Origin of the sequence: Pseudomonas maumuensis, assembly GCF_019139675.1 — a bacterium.
In the GTDB taxonomy this organism is placed as follows: domain Bacteria; phylum Pseudomonadota; class Gammaproteobacteria; order Pseudomonadales; family Pseudomonadaceae; genus Aquipseudomonas; species Aquipseudomonas maumuensis.
In genome coordinates, this window is record NZ_CP077077.1 from 4,825,392 (window position 1) to 4,839,608 (window position 14,217).

13 protein-coding genes are annotated in these 14,217 nt (G+C 65.3%); 7 read left to right on the plus strand and 6 right to left on the minus strand.

Annotated elements, in window-relative coordinates:
* The first annotated feature begins 8 nt into the window (after window positions 1-8).
* The 4 genes from KSS90_RS21525 to KSS90_RS21540 all read left to right on the plus strand — a co-directional run bounded on the left by KSS90_RS21525 (window position 9) and on the right by KSS90_RS21540 (window position 4,013).
* Window positions 9-680 (plus strand): heavy metal response regulator transcription factor, encoded by a 672-nt coding sequence (locus KSS90_RS21525; RefSeq protein WP_217867189.1) that lies wholly within the window; start codon window positions 9-11, stop codon window positions 678-680.
* 55 nt (window positions 681-735) lie between these two features.
* Complete coding sequence (locus KSS90_RS21530) at window positions 736-2,142, plus strand: heavy metal sensor histidine kinase (protein WP_437180043.1); 1,407 nt, start codon at window positions 736-738, stop codon at window positions 2,140-2,142.
* Between the two features lie 130 nt (window positions 2,143-2,272).
* Window positions 2,273-2,497, plus strand: a complete 225-nt coding sequence (locus KSS90_RS21535) for a hypothetical protein (RefSeq protein WP_217867191.1) — start codon at window positions 2,273-2,275, stop codon at window positions 2,495-2,497.
* Window positions 2,498-2,702: 205 nt separating this feature from the next.
* On the plus strand, window positions 2,703-4,013 hold the full coding sequence (locus tag KSS90_RS21540) for an OprD family porin (RefSeq protein WP_217867192.1): 1,311 nt from the start codon (window positions 2,703-2,705) through the stop codon (window positions 4,011-4,013).
* A gap of 105 nt (window positions 4,014-4,118) precedes the next feature.
* Here the strand turns inward: KSS90_RS21540 and KSS90_RS21545 are convergent, their stop codons facing one another.
* Window positions 4,119-4,370: a DUF3077 domain-containing protein gene (locus KSS90_RS21545; RefSeq protein WP_102682501.1), complete on the minus strand. Its 252-nt coding sequence runs from the start codon at window positions 4,368-4,370 to the stop codon at window positions 4,119-4,121.
* A complete protein-coding gene (locus KSS90_RS21550; RefSeq protein ID WP_023631630.1) occupies window positions 4,367-4,606 on the minus strand; it encodes a hypothetical protein in 240 nt (79 codons plus the stop codon). Before KSS90_RS21550 ends, KSS90_RS21545 begins: the two co-directional genes overlap by 4 nt.
* 511 nt (window positions 4,607-5,117) lie before the next feature.
* Here KSS90_RS21550 and KSS90_RS21555 point away from each other — a divergent pair.
* Window positions 5,118-6,614 carry a GGDEF domain-containing protein gene (locus tag KSS90_RS21555; RefSeq protein ID WP_217869837.1) on the plus strand — a complete coding sequence of 499 codons (1,497 nt, stop codon included), beginning with the start codon at window positions 5,118-5,120 and terminating at the stop codon, window positions 6,612-6,614.
* Between the two features lie 146 nt (window positions 6,615-6,760).
* Here the strand turns inward: KSS90_RS21555 and KSS90_RS21560 are convergent, their stop codons facing one another.
* Entirely contained in the window at window positions 6,761-7,237 is a 477-nt protein-coding gene (locus KSS90_RS21560) for a ferritin-like domain-containing protein (RefSeq protein ID WP_046857067.1), read from the minus strand.
* A gap of 204 nt (window positions 7,238-7,441) precedes the next feature.
* Here KSS90_RS21560 and KSS90_RS21565 point away from each other — a divergent pair, with 204 nt between their 5' ends.
* On the plus strand, window positions 7,442-7,666 hold the full coding sequence (locus tag KSS90_RS21565) for a DUF3820 family protein (RefSeq protein ID WP_102682503.1): 225 nt from the start codon (window positions 7,442-7,444) through the stop codon (window positions 7,664-7,666).
* A gap of 67 nt (window positions 7,667-7,733) precedes the next feature.
* Window positions 7,734-8,510, plus strand: coding sequence for a signal peptidase I (gene lepB, locus KSS90_RS21570; protein WP_217867193.1), 777 nt, complete (start codon window positions 7,734-7,736; stop codon window positions 8,508-8,510).
* Window positions 8,511-8,531: 21 nt separating this feature from the next.
* Here lepB and KSS90_RS21575 read toward each other — a convergent pair whose 3' ends face one another.
* The 3 genes from KSS90_RS21575 to ptsP are packed head-to-tail and all read right to left on the minus strand — an operon-like array spanning window position 8,532 to window position 14,043.
* A complete protein-coding gene (locus tag KSS90_RS21575) occupies window positions 8,532-10,247 on the minus strand; it encodes a PTS fructose-like transporter subunit IIB (RefSeq protein ID WP_217867194.1) in 1,716 nt (571 codons plus the stop codon).
* Entirely contained in the window at window positions 10,247-11,194 is a 948-nt protein-coding gene (gene pfkB / locus KSS90_RS21580) for a 1-phosphofructokinase (protein WP_217867195.1), read from the minus strand. The genes KSS90_RS21575 and pfkB overlap by 1 nt, the downstream gene beginning before the upstream one ends.
* The gene (ptsP, locus tag KSS90_RS21585; RefSeq protein WP_217867196.1) at window positions 11,194-14,043 is read right to left on the minus strand and encodes a phosphoenolpyruvate--protein phosphotransferase; all 2,850 of its coding nucleotides are present in this window, start codon (window positions 14,041-14,043) and stop codon (window positions 11,194-11,196) included. Before ptsP ends, pfkB begins: the two co-directional genes overlap by 1 nt.
* Window positions 14,044-14,217: the final 174 nt, after the last annotated feature.

Sequence of the window (14,217 nt, forward strand, 5' to 3'; positions counted from 1 at the left end):
ACAAGACCATGCGTGTGCTGATCATCGAAGACGAAGAAAAAACCGCCGACTACCTGCACCGTGGCCTCACCGAGCAGGGCTTCACCGTCGACCTGGCGCGCGACGGCGTCGACGGCCTTCACCTGGCGCTCGAAGGCGACTACGCGGTGATCGTGCTCGACGTGATGCTGCCCGGCCTCGATGGTTACGGCGTGCTGCGCGCGCTGCGGGCGCGCAAGCAGACGCCGGTGATCATGCTCACCGCCCGCGAGCGGGTCGAGGACCGCATCCACGGCCTGCGCGAAGGTGCCGACGATTACCTGGGCAAGCCGTTTTCGTTCCTCGAACTGGTCGCCAGGCTGCAGGCCCTGACCCGGCGCAGCGCCATTCATGAACCGTTGCAGATCCAGGTCGCCGACCTGTGGATCGACCTGATGGCGCGCAAGGCCAGCCGGGCCGGCCAGCGCCTGGACCTGACCGCCAAGGAGTTCTCGCTGCTCAGCGTGCTGGCGCGGCGCCAGGGCGAGATCCTGTCCAAGACCGCCATCGCCGAGCTGGTCTGGGACATCAATTTCGACAGTGACGCCAATGTCGTCGAAGTGGCGATCAAGCGCCTGCGCGCCAAGCTCGACGGGCCGTTCGACACCAAGCTGCTGCATACCATTCGAGGCATGGGCTATGTCCTGGAAAACCGTGGGTAGAGCGCGCGACATTACCCGCCCCCGCAATTGCGAAGGGCAATCGGAGATGACGCATTTGCGCACAACCCCCTGCAACTCCATTGCCCTGCGCCTGTCGGCCCTGTTCGCCCTGGTGGCTCTGGCCGTGTTCGTGCTGATCGGCAGCGCACTGTACCGCCAGGTCGACCACAGCCTCGACCTGCTGCCGGCGGCCGAGCTGGACGCGCGCTTCAGCGTGCTCGAGTCCACCCTCAACCGCTATGGCACTCCTGAGCATTGGGCCAAGATCAACAACAAGCTCAACCTGCTCGGCGAGGAAGACCGACGTATCCGCTTCTGGGTGGTGAGCGGCAATCCGGCCTTCGAGTATGGCCACCCCAGCGAGCAAGTCCGGGGTTTGGCCAAGGGCCCGGTGGGCATGCGCGACCTGCGACTGGCCGATAGCCCCTATCCGTACAAGGTACTGGTCAGCGCCCTGCCGGCACAGGGTGAGCGCCCGCCACTGCGTTTCCTGATCGGCATCGACACCGAGACGTTCTGGCATGCCCAGCACAGCCTGTTGGTGGCCATCGTCGGCCTGGCGGCCTTTGGCGTGGTACTGGCTTCGCTACTTGGCTATTGGGTGGCGCGCATTGGCCTGCGGCCACTGCGCGCCCTCTCCGACGAAGCCCAGGCCCTGGCCCCGCCGCGCCTGGACGGCCGCCTGCAGACCCGCGACCTGCCACCCGAGCTGGCCCGCTTTGCCGACGCCTTCAACGCAGCCCTGGACCGGGTCAGCCAGGCCTATTCACAGCTGGAAGCCTTCAACGCCGACGTCGCCCACGAACTGCGCTCGCCGCTGACCAACCTGATCGGCCAGACCCAGGTCGCCCTCACCCGCGGGCGCAGCGCCGAGCACTACTTCGAGGTGCTGCAATCGAACCTCGAAGAACTCGAGCGTTTGCGCAGCATCATCAACGACATGCTGTTCCTGGCCAGCGCCGACCAGGGCAGCAAGGCCACCGCCCTGACCCAGGCCTCACTGGCCGAGGAAGTGGCCACCACCCTCGACTACCTCGACTACATCCTCGAAGACGCCCACGTCAGCGTCACCGTCAGCGGCGATGCCCAGGCCTGCATCGAAAAGGCCCAGTTGCGCCGGGCACTGATCAACCTGCTGAACAACGCCGTGCAGCACACCGCGCCGCACCAGGCGATCCAGGTGCGCATCGAGGCGGATGACGAGCAGGTCAGCATCGCCGTGAGCAACCCGGGGCCGGCGATCGACGACGAACACCTGCCGATGCTGTTCGAACGCTTCTATCGGGTCGACGCGGCCCGTGCCAACAGTGGCGGCGGCAACCACGGACTGGGCCTGGCCATCGTCAAGGCAATCGCCTTGATGCACGGCGGCAGTGTTTTCGTGCATAGCGAGGCCGGGGCCAATACCTTCGGTATCAACTTGCCGAGCGCTCAACTACGCGGGTTTTCGGTAAAGGTCTGAGTGTTTTTGTTGCGATAATTACTTTTTACGCAACAGTGCTTATCTGAACAGCCTCTGTTTCCCCGCTGTTTACAGGACTAACTTCAGCCCTGTCTCCATTAGCACTTGCCCCGCAAGAAGGTTGTTTCAAATGTCCAACAGTATGGGTATTGCCAGCGTCTTCGTCCTGTCTTCCCTGTTGTTGTCGCCCCTGGCCATGGCGGAAGAATCCCCGGCCTTCGTCGCCCGCAACGCCGAACTCGCCGCGGTTCACCAGGAGGCGCGTGACGCCTACGCCGCGCAGCAGTCCGATGCGGCTAAAGACGCACAGCAGACCGCTTCCAAGGTATCTGTCGAAACCGATGCCGATAGTTGACCGGCCACGTCAGCTGTTTCCAGTTTTCCCTGGGCTACACCATGGGCACTGCCTGTGACGATATGTTAGCCTTTCAAAGCCGCTGCCTTTCAGCGGCTTTTTTTATGCGTCGAAAATCTCAGCCTGGCTGTTACGTCTCTAATAAGAACTTGCAGACACGACAATAAAAAACTGCCCCATCGCTTGACCAAAGGAGTTTGTACCGGTGTCTTTCGCGTTTCGTTTCACCCCGTTGTTCGTTGCATTGGCCGCAACGATGCCCGTGGCCGCACAGGCCGATGAAGACAAGGCTGATGGCTTCATCGAAGGCTCCACACTGAACCTGCATTTGCGTAATGCCTACTTCAACCGCAACGAGAAGAATGCCTCGACCAAGGACAAGCGCGAGTGGGGCCAAGGCGCCGTGGCGCGCTTCGAGTCCGGCTACACGCCAGGCGTGATCGGTTTCGGGCTCGACGCCCACGCCATGATCGGCCTCAAGCTCGACGGCGGTGGCGGCCGCGCCGGCACCTCGATCCTGCCGAGCGCACCGGAAGACAAGGCCCGTCACGCCTTCTCCACCGCCGGCGGAGCGATCAAGCTCAAGGGCTTCGACACCGAGTTCAAGGCCGGTGACCTGTTCCTCACCAACCCGGTGATCGCCGGTGGCGAAAGCCGCATGCTGCCGCAGACCTTCCGCGGCGTCGCGCTGACCAACAACAGCATCGACGGGCTGATGCTCGAAGGCGGCAAGGTCAGCTTCACCAAGCCGTACAACCAGAGCGGCCACCGCCGCATCAACACCTACTACAGCAACCAGACGCCCGAGCAGGACAGCCAGAACCTGAGCTGGGCCGGCGCGTCGTGGAGCGGCACCGAGGGCGTCACCGCCAACCTCTACGCCGCCGAGCTGAAGGACATCTGGAACCAGTACTACGCCGACTTCGACTACACCTACGCGGTCAACGACCTGGTCAGCCTGAACCCGGGCGTGCATTTCTATCACACCCAGGACACCGGGCAATCGAAGCTGGGCAGCATCGACAACAACACCTGGAGCGTGCATTTCACCGTCGCCGCCGGGTACCACAGCGTCACCGCCGCCTACCAGCGGGTCAACGGCGACACGCCGTTCGACTACATCAACCTGGGCGACAGCATCTTCCTCGACAACTCACGCATGTACTCGGACTTCAACGCGCCGAACGAGCGTTCGTGGAAGCTGCAGTACGACTACGACTTCGCCGGCCTCGGCATCCCAGGCCTGAGCACCTCGCTGTCGTACTCGCGCGGCAAGGCCGACCTGACCAAGGCCAGCCAGGACACCGAGTTCTATACCTTCTACAACGCGGACGGCAAGAATGCCCGGCACTGGGAACGTGACTTCGACCTGAAGTATGTGTTCCAGGAGGGTCAGATGAAGGACCTGTCGGTGCTGCTGCGCTATGCCACGCATCGGGCCAACGCGGCGTACTCGGGTGAGCAGGACAACAACGAATTCCGCGTGATCGTGGATTACCCGCTGAACGTGTTCTGATCCATCATCGCGGGCGAGGGCTACGCCCTCGTTTCGCCGGCAAGCCGGCTCCCACAGGTACAGCGCTATTTTTTGTGGGAGCCGGCTTGCCGGCGATGCTCTGCTTCAACTGTTTCTTTTCAGTCCTGTTTCCAGGTCATTGATCAGCGCCTTGGCCATGGCACTGAGCATCCGCGCCGCACTCCCTGCTTTCAGGTCCCCTTCCATTTCCGCCTCGGTGGTCAGGTGCAGGATGCAATCCTGCAATACCGACAGCTCATCGAATGCCCGGCTCAAGGGCACACCCGGCAGCACGCGATAACATTCCAGGAAGGTCTCGTCGCCAGCGGTGACGGGCATATCGGGCTGCTCGCTCATGGCTGCACCTCCAGCGACCTGGCGTGAGCCATCAGGCAGCTCAGCAGCCGGCTGAGGATGGAAATGTTCTCCACCAGGATCTCGGGACGCTCATCCACGGGAAAGGCCATGTAGACATCGCAGGTGCGGGTCATCATGGTCATCAGGACTGCGGCATGCTCCCAGACTTCGGCGAGGGGCAGATGGTCGATGATGGAGATGTAGGGGATGGGTGGGTCAGGTACCAGCTTTTTCATTTTGAATGGCTCATGTCGATTGAGGAAATCGCCACTTGAACCTTTCTCACGGGATTAGGTGGCAACCGTGCACGGGGTGAGAAACCGAGGACATGGAACCCGGCCAGACCAAAGGTCTGCCCGAACACGGCTGCCATTGAGTGGCCGAAAGACATATCGTCAGGTTCTCACACCCGGTCACCAAATTTGGCGACCCAACGACGTTAGCCCTGATGCATTTCCCGGCCTATCCAGCTCCTTCTGGCAGCCGCGTAGGATAGGTCGCAAGCACAGCGCGACTGAAGCACTTGGTTTCAGATTCGGAAATGTCGTACGCCGTATGGAAGCCGGCTTGCCGGCGATGGGCCGCAAAGCGGCGCCTGATACCCGAAATAAATCCCCCACTGAATCAATTCCGTCGGGCAAATCCGCTTTGATCTTGTCCGACAATCCCGCCTTGCCTAAAATACCGCCGCCGCTTTCCGGCCCACTCCCCATGGATCCCGGGGCTTATGCAGTTGCGAGCATGACGTTGCCCACCCGATCACCACGATCCGCCCTGTACAAGTCGCACCCCGAGCTGGTCCTCAACCTGGGCAGCTGCCTTGCCGTGCTCGCCATCGTGGCCATCGTCAGCTACCTGCTGGCCCGCGAGCGCGACAGCGTCGAGCAATCAGCGATGCGCTCGTCGAGCAACATCGTGCAGCTGATCGAAAGCGACATCCTGCGCAACGTCGAACTCTACGATCAGTCGCTCAAGGGCCTGATCTGGGCCGTGCAACACCCCGAGCTGCTCAACGTGCCGACCAAACTGCGCCAGCAGATCCTGTTCAACCAGGCCTTCTCCGCCCCGGTGCGCGGCGACATCCTCTGGCTCGATGCCAAGGGCGACGTGCTCGGCGACTCCACCAGCGCGGTGCCGCGCCAGGCCAACTTCGCCGACACCGTGGCCTTCCAGGCCCACCGCGACCGCCCGGGCCTGGGCCTGCTGATCAGCCCGCCGTTCAAGGCGCGGCTGGGCAACCTGGACTGGTGCATCAGCTTCAGCCGGCGCATCTCCGGCGCCAACGGCGAGTTCCAGGGCCTGGCCGCCGGTGCTCTGCGCCTGTCCTATTTCAATGAACTGTTCCAGCGCCTGGACATCGGCGTGGACAGCAGCATCAACCTGCTCAACACCGATGGCCAGCTGCTGGCGCGCCAGCCGACCCGGCCACAGGATCCACTGATCGGCACCAGCTTCAGCCAACGCCCCAACTTCAAGCGCATCCTCGGCGAGCGCAGCGGCAGTTTCACCGCCCGCTCGACGGTCTATGAAGGCCAACGCATCTACACCTTCGCGCGGGTCGCCGACCTGCCGCTGATCGTCCTGGTGGCCCATTCGGCCGATGAAGTGTTCCAGTCATGGCGGCGCACCGCGATCGTGGTCAGCGTAGCCACCAGCGTGTTGTGCATCGCCATCCTGTGGCTGACCTTGCTGCTGGGCCGCGAACTGCGTCGGCGCCACGATGCCGAACTGGGTTTGGCCACCCTAGCCGCCACCGACAGCCTCACCGGCCTTGCCAACCGCCGCCGCCTGGATCAGGTACTGCGCCAGGAATGGGCGCGCGCCCAGCGCAACCGCAAGCCGCTGGCGGTGCTGATGGTGGATGTGGACCACTTCAAGGCGTTCAACCAGCGCCATGGCCATGCCGGCGGCGACCATGTGCTGCGCGAGGTGGCCACCACCATCGAGCGGTGTATCCGCCGCCCCGCAGACTTGGCGGCGCGCTATGGTGGGGAGGAGTTCCAGGTAGTCCTGCCGGAAACCGAGCTGGCTGGCGCGCGTTTGCTGGCCGAGCGCATTCGCGCCAGTGTCGAGGCGATGCCGCCGTTCGGCGATGACGAGCGGTCGGTGACAGTCAGTGTGGGGATTGGTCTGCACACTCCAGGCAGCCATCAAGACCTGACGGCGCTGCTGGGTGATGCGGACGAGGCGTTGTACCGGGCCAAGGCCAATGGCCGGAATCGAGTGGAAGGGCCTGAGGGTTGAGTCATGGGGCCGTTACACGGCCCTTTCGCCGCGGTTCGTCGCCACGACAAGCCGGCTCCCACAGGGTTCGCTCCAGCTTCCAGCCATGCGCGATCCTGTGGGAGCCGGCTTGCCGGCGAAAGGGCCGCTCAGCGGCCCCTTGCTACTTACGACCGAGCGCGGGCTGCGTTACGCAGAGCCTTCACCTGGTCATGATTGCGCTGCACGCCCTGCAGCTGTTTCTCCACCAAGGCATACGAAGTGTCATTGGCCGAGCGCCCCAGTTTGACCAGCTTCTCGCGGGCTTCCTTGTAGGCCTTCAGCGCATGGTCTTCACCACGCTCCACTTCATTGAGCACCGCTTCTTCATCCTTGCCGGTTACCATCGACTTGAGGTTGACCCAGCCACGGTGCAGGTCGCCACTGATGCTGGTGCTGGTTTCCGGATCGCCGCCCAGTCGGCGCACTTCACTTTGCAGCTCGGCTGCGGCGCTGGCGCACTCGCTGGCGCGCTGCACGAAGAACGCTTTCAGTTCAGGGTTCTTCACATCCTCGGCAGAGGTCTTGAAGCCTTTCTCACCATCCTTGCTGTACTCGATAAGGTCGTTGAGTACGTCGATCGTGTCTTTGTTGGGATTACTCATGGCAACAAACTCCTTGGCAGGTGATAGTCACCTTGATCGGAGCAGGCTTCGTGCCAGGCCTAGTAAATAAAAATAATTCATGTAAATCAGTAACTTGAGGATTTCATAAACATGCCGTTCAACGGCGTTCTGCATGATCGCCGCTTGGGTCGTCGTGCAGTTTGCAGTAAGGTCGCGCTTCAACCGCCACAGGCCACCGCCCCGATGAAACCCGAAACCCTGCAACTGCTGGTCACCCGCACCATGCCTTTTGGCAAGTACCAGGGGCGGATCATCGCCGACCTGCCCGGGGACTACCTGGCATGGTTTGCCCGTAAAGGTTTCCCGCCCGGGGAGCTGGGCGGGTTGCTGGCGCTGATGCACGAGATCGACCACAACGGCCTGGGCGACCTGCTGGTGCCGCTGCGGGCAAAGATGCCACGCCGCTGAACGATCAAGAGCCCACGCCACCTGCCGAAACAATTAACATCGTTAACTCAAGGACGAACCACCGCTCATGCAAGCTCGCCAATCCGCCTCCTCGGCTTTCGTCATCTCGCTGCTCGTCGCCGGGTGGGGGCTTTACTACGTGGGCCGGCTGCGTTGGGCATTGATACTGCTGGGCCTGATCCTCACCGACTTTTTGCTGATCGGCCTGTTCGCCACGCCCAGGGCATTGATCGTCGGCCTGGGAGTCGCTCTGGCGCTGAAGTTCGGCTCGGCGTGCCTGGCCGCAGGCCTTGTGTGGCGCGGCCGCGCTGGGGCTGAACCCGCCGGCGCACGCCTGGTTGCCTACGCTGCGGCGGTGATAGGCGTGGCCGCCCTGCTGCTGGTGCTACGCGGGCCACTGTTCGGTTACCAACTCAGCCAGATCCCTTCGGGTTCGATGGAGCCGACGCTGCAGATCGGCGATCACATCATCAGCGACACGCGCTTGAGCGCAGCGCCCAAGGTGGGGGATATCGTGCTGTACCGCTATCGCAATGGCGAGGCATTCAAGCGTGTGGCGGGGGTTGCCGGCGACCGGCTGGAGATCGTCAATGGCGAATTGATCGTCAATGGGCGCAACCTGGGGCTGTTCCATGCAGCGCCCGAGCATGTACGCCGTCCTGAGTCGCTGAGCCTGGCGCCGACGGTGATCGAGCCCGGGCACATCTACCTGCTGGGTGACCGCCGCGACAACAGCAACGACAGTCGCTATGACGGCCAGGTAGCGGTAGCAGACGTGACGGCAAAAATCACCGGGATCTGGTACTCGAAGAACCGCCAGCGTATCGGCACCACCTTCGAGTAACCATCGCGGGGCCCTGCCGGATTAGCCCTTGGCCGGCGCCACGACCATCTCCACCTGCTCGCTCTTCTTGATCAGCGCGTACACCACCGCCGTCAGCAGGCTGCCGGCGACGATGGCCAGCAGGTACAACAGCGCATGGTTGATCGCGTTGGGGATCAACAGCACGAACAGCCCGCCATGGGGCGCCATCAGCTTGCAGCCGAAATACATCGACAAGGCCCCGGTCAGCGCGCCCCCGGCGATGCTCGCCGGAATCACCCGCAGCGGGTCCTTGGCGGCGAACGGGATCGCGCCCTCGGAGATGAAGCACAGGCCCAGCGCCAGCGCCGCCTTGCCGGCCTCGCGTTCGCTCTGGGCGAACTTGCGCCGGGCCAGGAAGGTGGCGATGCCCAGGCCGATCGGCGGCACCATGCCGGCGGCCATGGTCGCGGCCATCGGCGCGTAGCTCGACGAGGCCAGCAGCCCCACCGAGAAGGCATAGGCGGCCTTGTTGATCGGCCCGCCGAGGTCGACGCACATCATGCCGCCGAGCAGCAGCCCGAGCAGGATGGCGTTGGTGGTGCCCATGCTGTCGAGGAAATGGGTCAGTCCCTCGAGCATGGCCGCCACGGGCTGGCCGACCACGTAGATCATCACCAGGCCGGTGAACAGGCTGGCCAGCAGCGGGATGATGAGGATCGGCTTGAGCGCGTCGAGGCTGCTGGGCAGGCGTACCCAGCGGGCGATGGCCTTGGCGCTGTAGCCGGCCAGGAAACCGGCGACGATACCGCCGATGAAGCCGGCCCCAAGCGTGCTCGCCAACAGGCCGCCGATCATCCCGGGCGCCAGGCCCGGGCGGTCGGCAATGGACCAGGCGATATAGCCGGCAAGCAGCGGCACCATCAACTTGAACGCCGCCTCGCCGCCGATCTGCATCAAGGCGGCGGGCAGCGTGCCGGGTTCCTTGTAGGCCTCGATGCCGAACACGAACGACAAGGCGATCAGCAAACCGCCGGCCACCACCATCGGCAGCATGAACGACACCCCGGTCAGCAGGTGCTTGTAGACGCCGGTCTTCTCGGCCGGCGGCACTGCGCCGGTCGTCCCCGTCGCCTCCACCTTGCCCTCGGCCAAGGCCTTGTCCAGCGTAACGCGGGCCTGCTTGAGGGCGATGCCGGTGCCGCAGCGGTAGATGCGCTTGCCGGCGAAGCGCGCAGCCGGTACTTCGATATCAGCGGCCAGCAACACCACATCGGCTGCGGCGATAGCCTCGGCCGGCAGCGGATTGCGCGCGCCGACCGAGCCCTGGGTTTCCACGGTGAGCTGGTAGCCCATGGCCTGCGCCGCTTGTTGCAGGGCTTCGGCGGCCATGAAGGTGTGGGCCACGCCGGTCGGACAGGCGGTTACCGCGACAATCTTCGGCGCACCCTGCACCGGGGTTTGCGCCACTTGCACCTGGGCGCCAGCAGCGGCCTCGTCGAGGAAGCCTTCACGGTCGGCCAGCGCCTGGGCCGGCGTGCTCTGGTACAGGCGCTTGCCGGCAAAGCGCGCCAGGTCCACCGGCCCGGTGCTGACCACCAGCACCCAGTCGGCCTCGGCGATCTGCGTTGGCGTCAGGCGCAGCTCCGGGTGTTCGGCGTCATGCACCTCGACGCAGGTTTTCCAGCCCCGACGCTGGGCAGCGGCGGCCAACAAGCGGGCGCTGAGCACGCTGGACACCTGGCCGTTGGGGCAGGCGGTGACAATGGCAATGTTCATCAGCAGCCCTCTTCTTGTTGTTCTGTAAGGCGCACGGCGGCTTCCAGGCGCTCCAGTTGCTCACGGTCGTGAATGCCGAAGCCGACCTGGGTGACTGCCTGGGCGGCGATGGCGGTGGCGCGGCGCAAGGTAGCGGCGGGCGCTTCGGCCTGGAGCAGGCCATGGACCATGCCGGCAACCAGCGAATCACCGGCGCCGACGGTACTGGCGATGCGCACTTTCGACGGTTGCGCATGCAGCGCCAGGCCAGCGGCGAACCAGTTCACGCCCTGCTCGCCCTGGGACACCACCACATGCTCGACTCCAGTGGCGAGCAGCCGCCGTGCGGCCGCGCGTTGCTCGTCCGCGGCCTGCACCGGCAGCCCGAGGACTTCACCCAGCTCCTCGGTGTTGGGCTTGACCAGCCAGGGTGCGGCCTGCAGGCCTGCGCGCAAGGCTTCGCCGCTGCTGTCCAGGGCCACCTTCAGGCCCTGCGCCTTGAGCATCAGCAGCAGCTCGCGCAACCACTCGGGGCTGATCCCCCGTGGCAGGCTGCCGGCCACCACCACGGCGTCATGCCCCGGGGCCACGTGGGCCAGACGTTGCAGCAAGGCGTCGCGGGCGGCCTCGTCGACCTGCGGCCCTGGCCCGTTGATATCGGTGACCTGGCCATCGGCCTCGACCAGCTTGATGTTGCTGCGGGTCTCGCCCGGCACGCGGACGAAGCAATCGGCGAACCCGCGCCAGGCAATCAGCGCCTCGAACGGCGCCAGGTTGTCCTGCCCCAGGAAACCGCCGACGGTGACGCTGTGGCCCAGGTCGGCCAGCACCTGGGCGACGTTCAGCCCCTTGCCGGCGGCATGGCTGTGCTGGGCCTCGCTGCGGTTGACCGCGCCGGCTCGCAGGCGGTCGAGGCTGATGGTGATATCCAGCGCCGGGTTGAGGGTGAGGGTGAGGATCTTGGCCATCAATAACGCTCCACCAGCGCCCGGACTGCCTCGGCGCTGTCTTGTTGCAGGGCCTCGCGCGCCAGGGCGCGGGCCGTCGAAAGATCGGCCTGGCGCACCAGGGCCTTGACTTCAGGAATGCTGCGGGCGGCGACGCTCAGTTCGTCCACCTCCAGGCCCAGCAGCACGGCGACCGCCTGCGGGTCGGCCGCCAGCTCGCCGCACACGCCCACCCACTTGCCCTGGGCATGGGCGGCGCGCACGGTCATGTCGATCAGGTTCAGCACTGCCGGGTGCAGGCCGTCGGCCTGGGCCGACAGGCTCGGGTGACCGCGGTCGATGGCCAGGGTGTACTGGGTCAGGTCGTTGGTGCCGATGCTGAAGAAGTCCACTTCACGGGCCAGCTGCGGTGCCAGCAAGGCGGCCGACGGCACTTCGACCATGATGCCTACCTGCAAGTCGGCCACCGGGATCTCCTGACGCAGGCGCTCGACCATGGCCTTGGCGGCGCGCCACTCATGGAGCTGACCGACCATGGGGAACATGATGCGCAGCGGGCGGTTGTCCGCGGCACGCAGCAAGGCGCGCAGTTGGTCTTCCATCACCTGCGGGCGTTGCAGGGTCAGGCGCACGCCGCGCACGCCGAGGAAGGGGTTTTCCTCAGCCGCAATCGGCCAGTACGGCAAGGGCTTGTCGCCCCCGACGTCGAGGGTGCGCACCACCAGTGGCCGTCCGTCCAGGCCATCGAGCACCCGGCGGTACTCGGCTTCCTGGGTCGCCACATCGGGCAGTTGCGGGTGGGCCATGAAGATCAGTTCGGTGCGTAACAGGCCGATGCCTTCGGCGCCTTGCTCCACCACCTTGTCGATGCCGTTGCTCTGGCCGATGTTGGCGAACACTTCGACGGCATGGCCGTCGCGCGTCCGCGCGGGCTCATGGCGGTTGGCCCAGGCGATCTGCAGCCGGCGCTCGCGGGCGTCACGCTCTGCCAGGGCTCGTTGCAACTCGACCTCGGCTGGCGCAACCACGACCCGCCCGCGCTGACCATCGAGCAGCAGCGGCGTGCCGGTCTCCAACAACAGCACGGCCGCCCCGGCCCCGACCACCGACGGGATGCCCAGGGCGCGGGCAACGATGGCGCTGTGTGCGGTGGCGCCGCCCTGGGCGGTGACGATACCGGCGACCCGTGCCGGGTCCAGGCGCGCCACGTCCGAAGGGCCGACTTCGGCCATCACCAGCACATAGGGCTGCTCGGGCTCGGCGCTGTCCTTGACGCCGCACAGTTGCGCCAGCACCCGCCGACCGATGTCGCGCAAATCGGCGGCCCGCTCGGCCAGCAACGCATCGTGCAGTGCTTCCTGCTGACGGGCGGCGGCTTCGATCACCGCCATCCACGCAGCGGCGGCGCTTTCGCCCTGGGCCAGGCGCAGCTCGACGTCGTCGGTCAGGGCTGGGTCGGCGAGCATTTCCTGATGGGTGACGAAAATTTCGCCGATGGCCTTGTCGCTGCGTTGCACCAGGGCCTGAAGATCGGCATGCACCGTGTCGATGGCCTGGCGCAGCCTGGCCCGCTCCTGGGCAGGCGACTCGCCGCGCAGCGGGTAGTCGATCTCGCGCTCGACCTGGACATGGGCCGGGCCGCTGGCGATACCCGGCGCCGCAGCAACGCCTTGCAGCGTGCTGCCTGGCAGCGGAGCCTGCAGGGCTGGCAGCGCTGCCTCGTCCTGCATCGCTGTGGGCGGCAGTGCCTCGACCTCTTCGCCCAGGCCCTGCTCGATGGCCGCCAGCAGCACCGGCAAGGCATCGGCGGCGATACCGGGCTCGGCGATCAGCTCCAGGACCTGGCCACGGCGGGCACCCAGACTGAGCAGCTTGCTGAGGCTCTTGACCGAAACGGCGGGTTGGGCGCTGTCGTGCAGCCGTATGCGGATCTCGCCCTCGAAACCTTTGGCCAGCTGCGCCAGTACCTTTGCAGGGCGAGCATGCAGGCCATGGGCGTTGGCCAATACTATCCGGGCGCTGGGCCAGTCGGCGGGCGCCTCGCCGCCGAGCACTTCGAGCACGGCGCGGCTACTGGTGGCCTGGTAGAGCATCTGCCCACGGCCCTCGATCAGCACCTCGCACAGGCGCTCGAGCAGGGCTTGATGCGCCGCTCCGAGGCTGGCAAGGCAGAACAGGCCATTGAGCGGTTGATCGCGGTAGCGCAACGGTTGCTGCGGGGTGACGAAGGCCAGCCCCGGCTGGCGCACCTCACGTTCGCTGTGCAGCCACCACAGGCCCTCGCCCAGCGGCAGCGGCTCGGTCTGCTGCAGCACGGCGGCAAAGCCGCTGTCGGCACAACCGGCGCGTTGCAGCAGACGAGCGCCGCGCCAGGCCAGTTCGTCGAAGTCTTCCGCCGCCAGGTTGAGGCCGACCAGCTGGGCATCCAGCGCCAGCTCGCGTGGCGCCCCTTGCAGTAACTTGAGCAGTGCCTCGGCGCTGCCGGAGCGACGCAGCGCCTCGGCCAGGTCGGTTTCACCTAGGGCGCGGGTCAGCAGTTGCAGCAGGCGCAGGTGTTCGTCGGAGCGCGCGGCGATGCCGATGGCCAGGTAGACGATCTGGCCGTCGCCCCAGTCCACGCCGTCGGGAAACTGCAGCAAGCGCACGCCCGTGGCGAACACCAGCTCGCGGGTCTGCGGCGTGCCGTGGGGGATGGCGATGCCTTGGCCGAGGAAGGTCGAGCCCTGTGCCTCCCGGGCCTGCAGCCCCGCCAGGTAACCCTCGGCGACCAGACCATCGGCAACCAGTCGATCGGCCAGCAGCGCCAGTGCCTCACCCTTGTCGGCGGCATGCTGGCCCATGGCAATCTGCTCAACGGCAAGCTCGAGCATGACCCTCTCCTTTTGCGGCAGCCCCGTCGGCTACCGAGGTATTGTTGTGGAATTCGACGGCAAAAGCCGCCAAAACGATCAGCACAACGGGCAAATGCGCATTTCCAGGCAGGAAATTTCGTTTCGCTGAAACGTTTAATCTGACCAAGCGGCCACGTTACTCGATAATCTGCC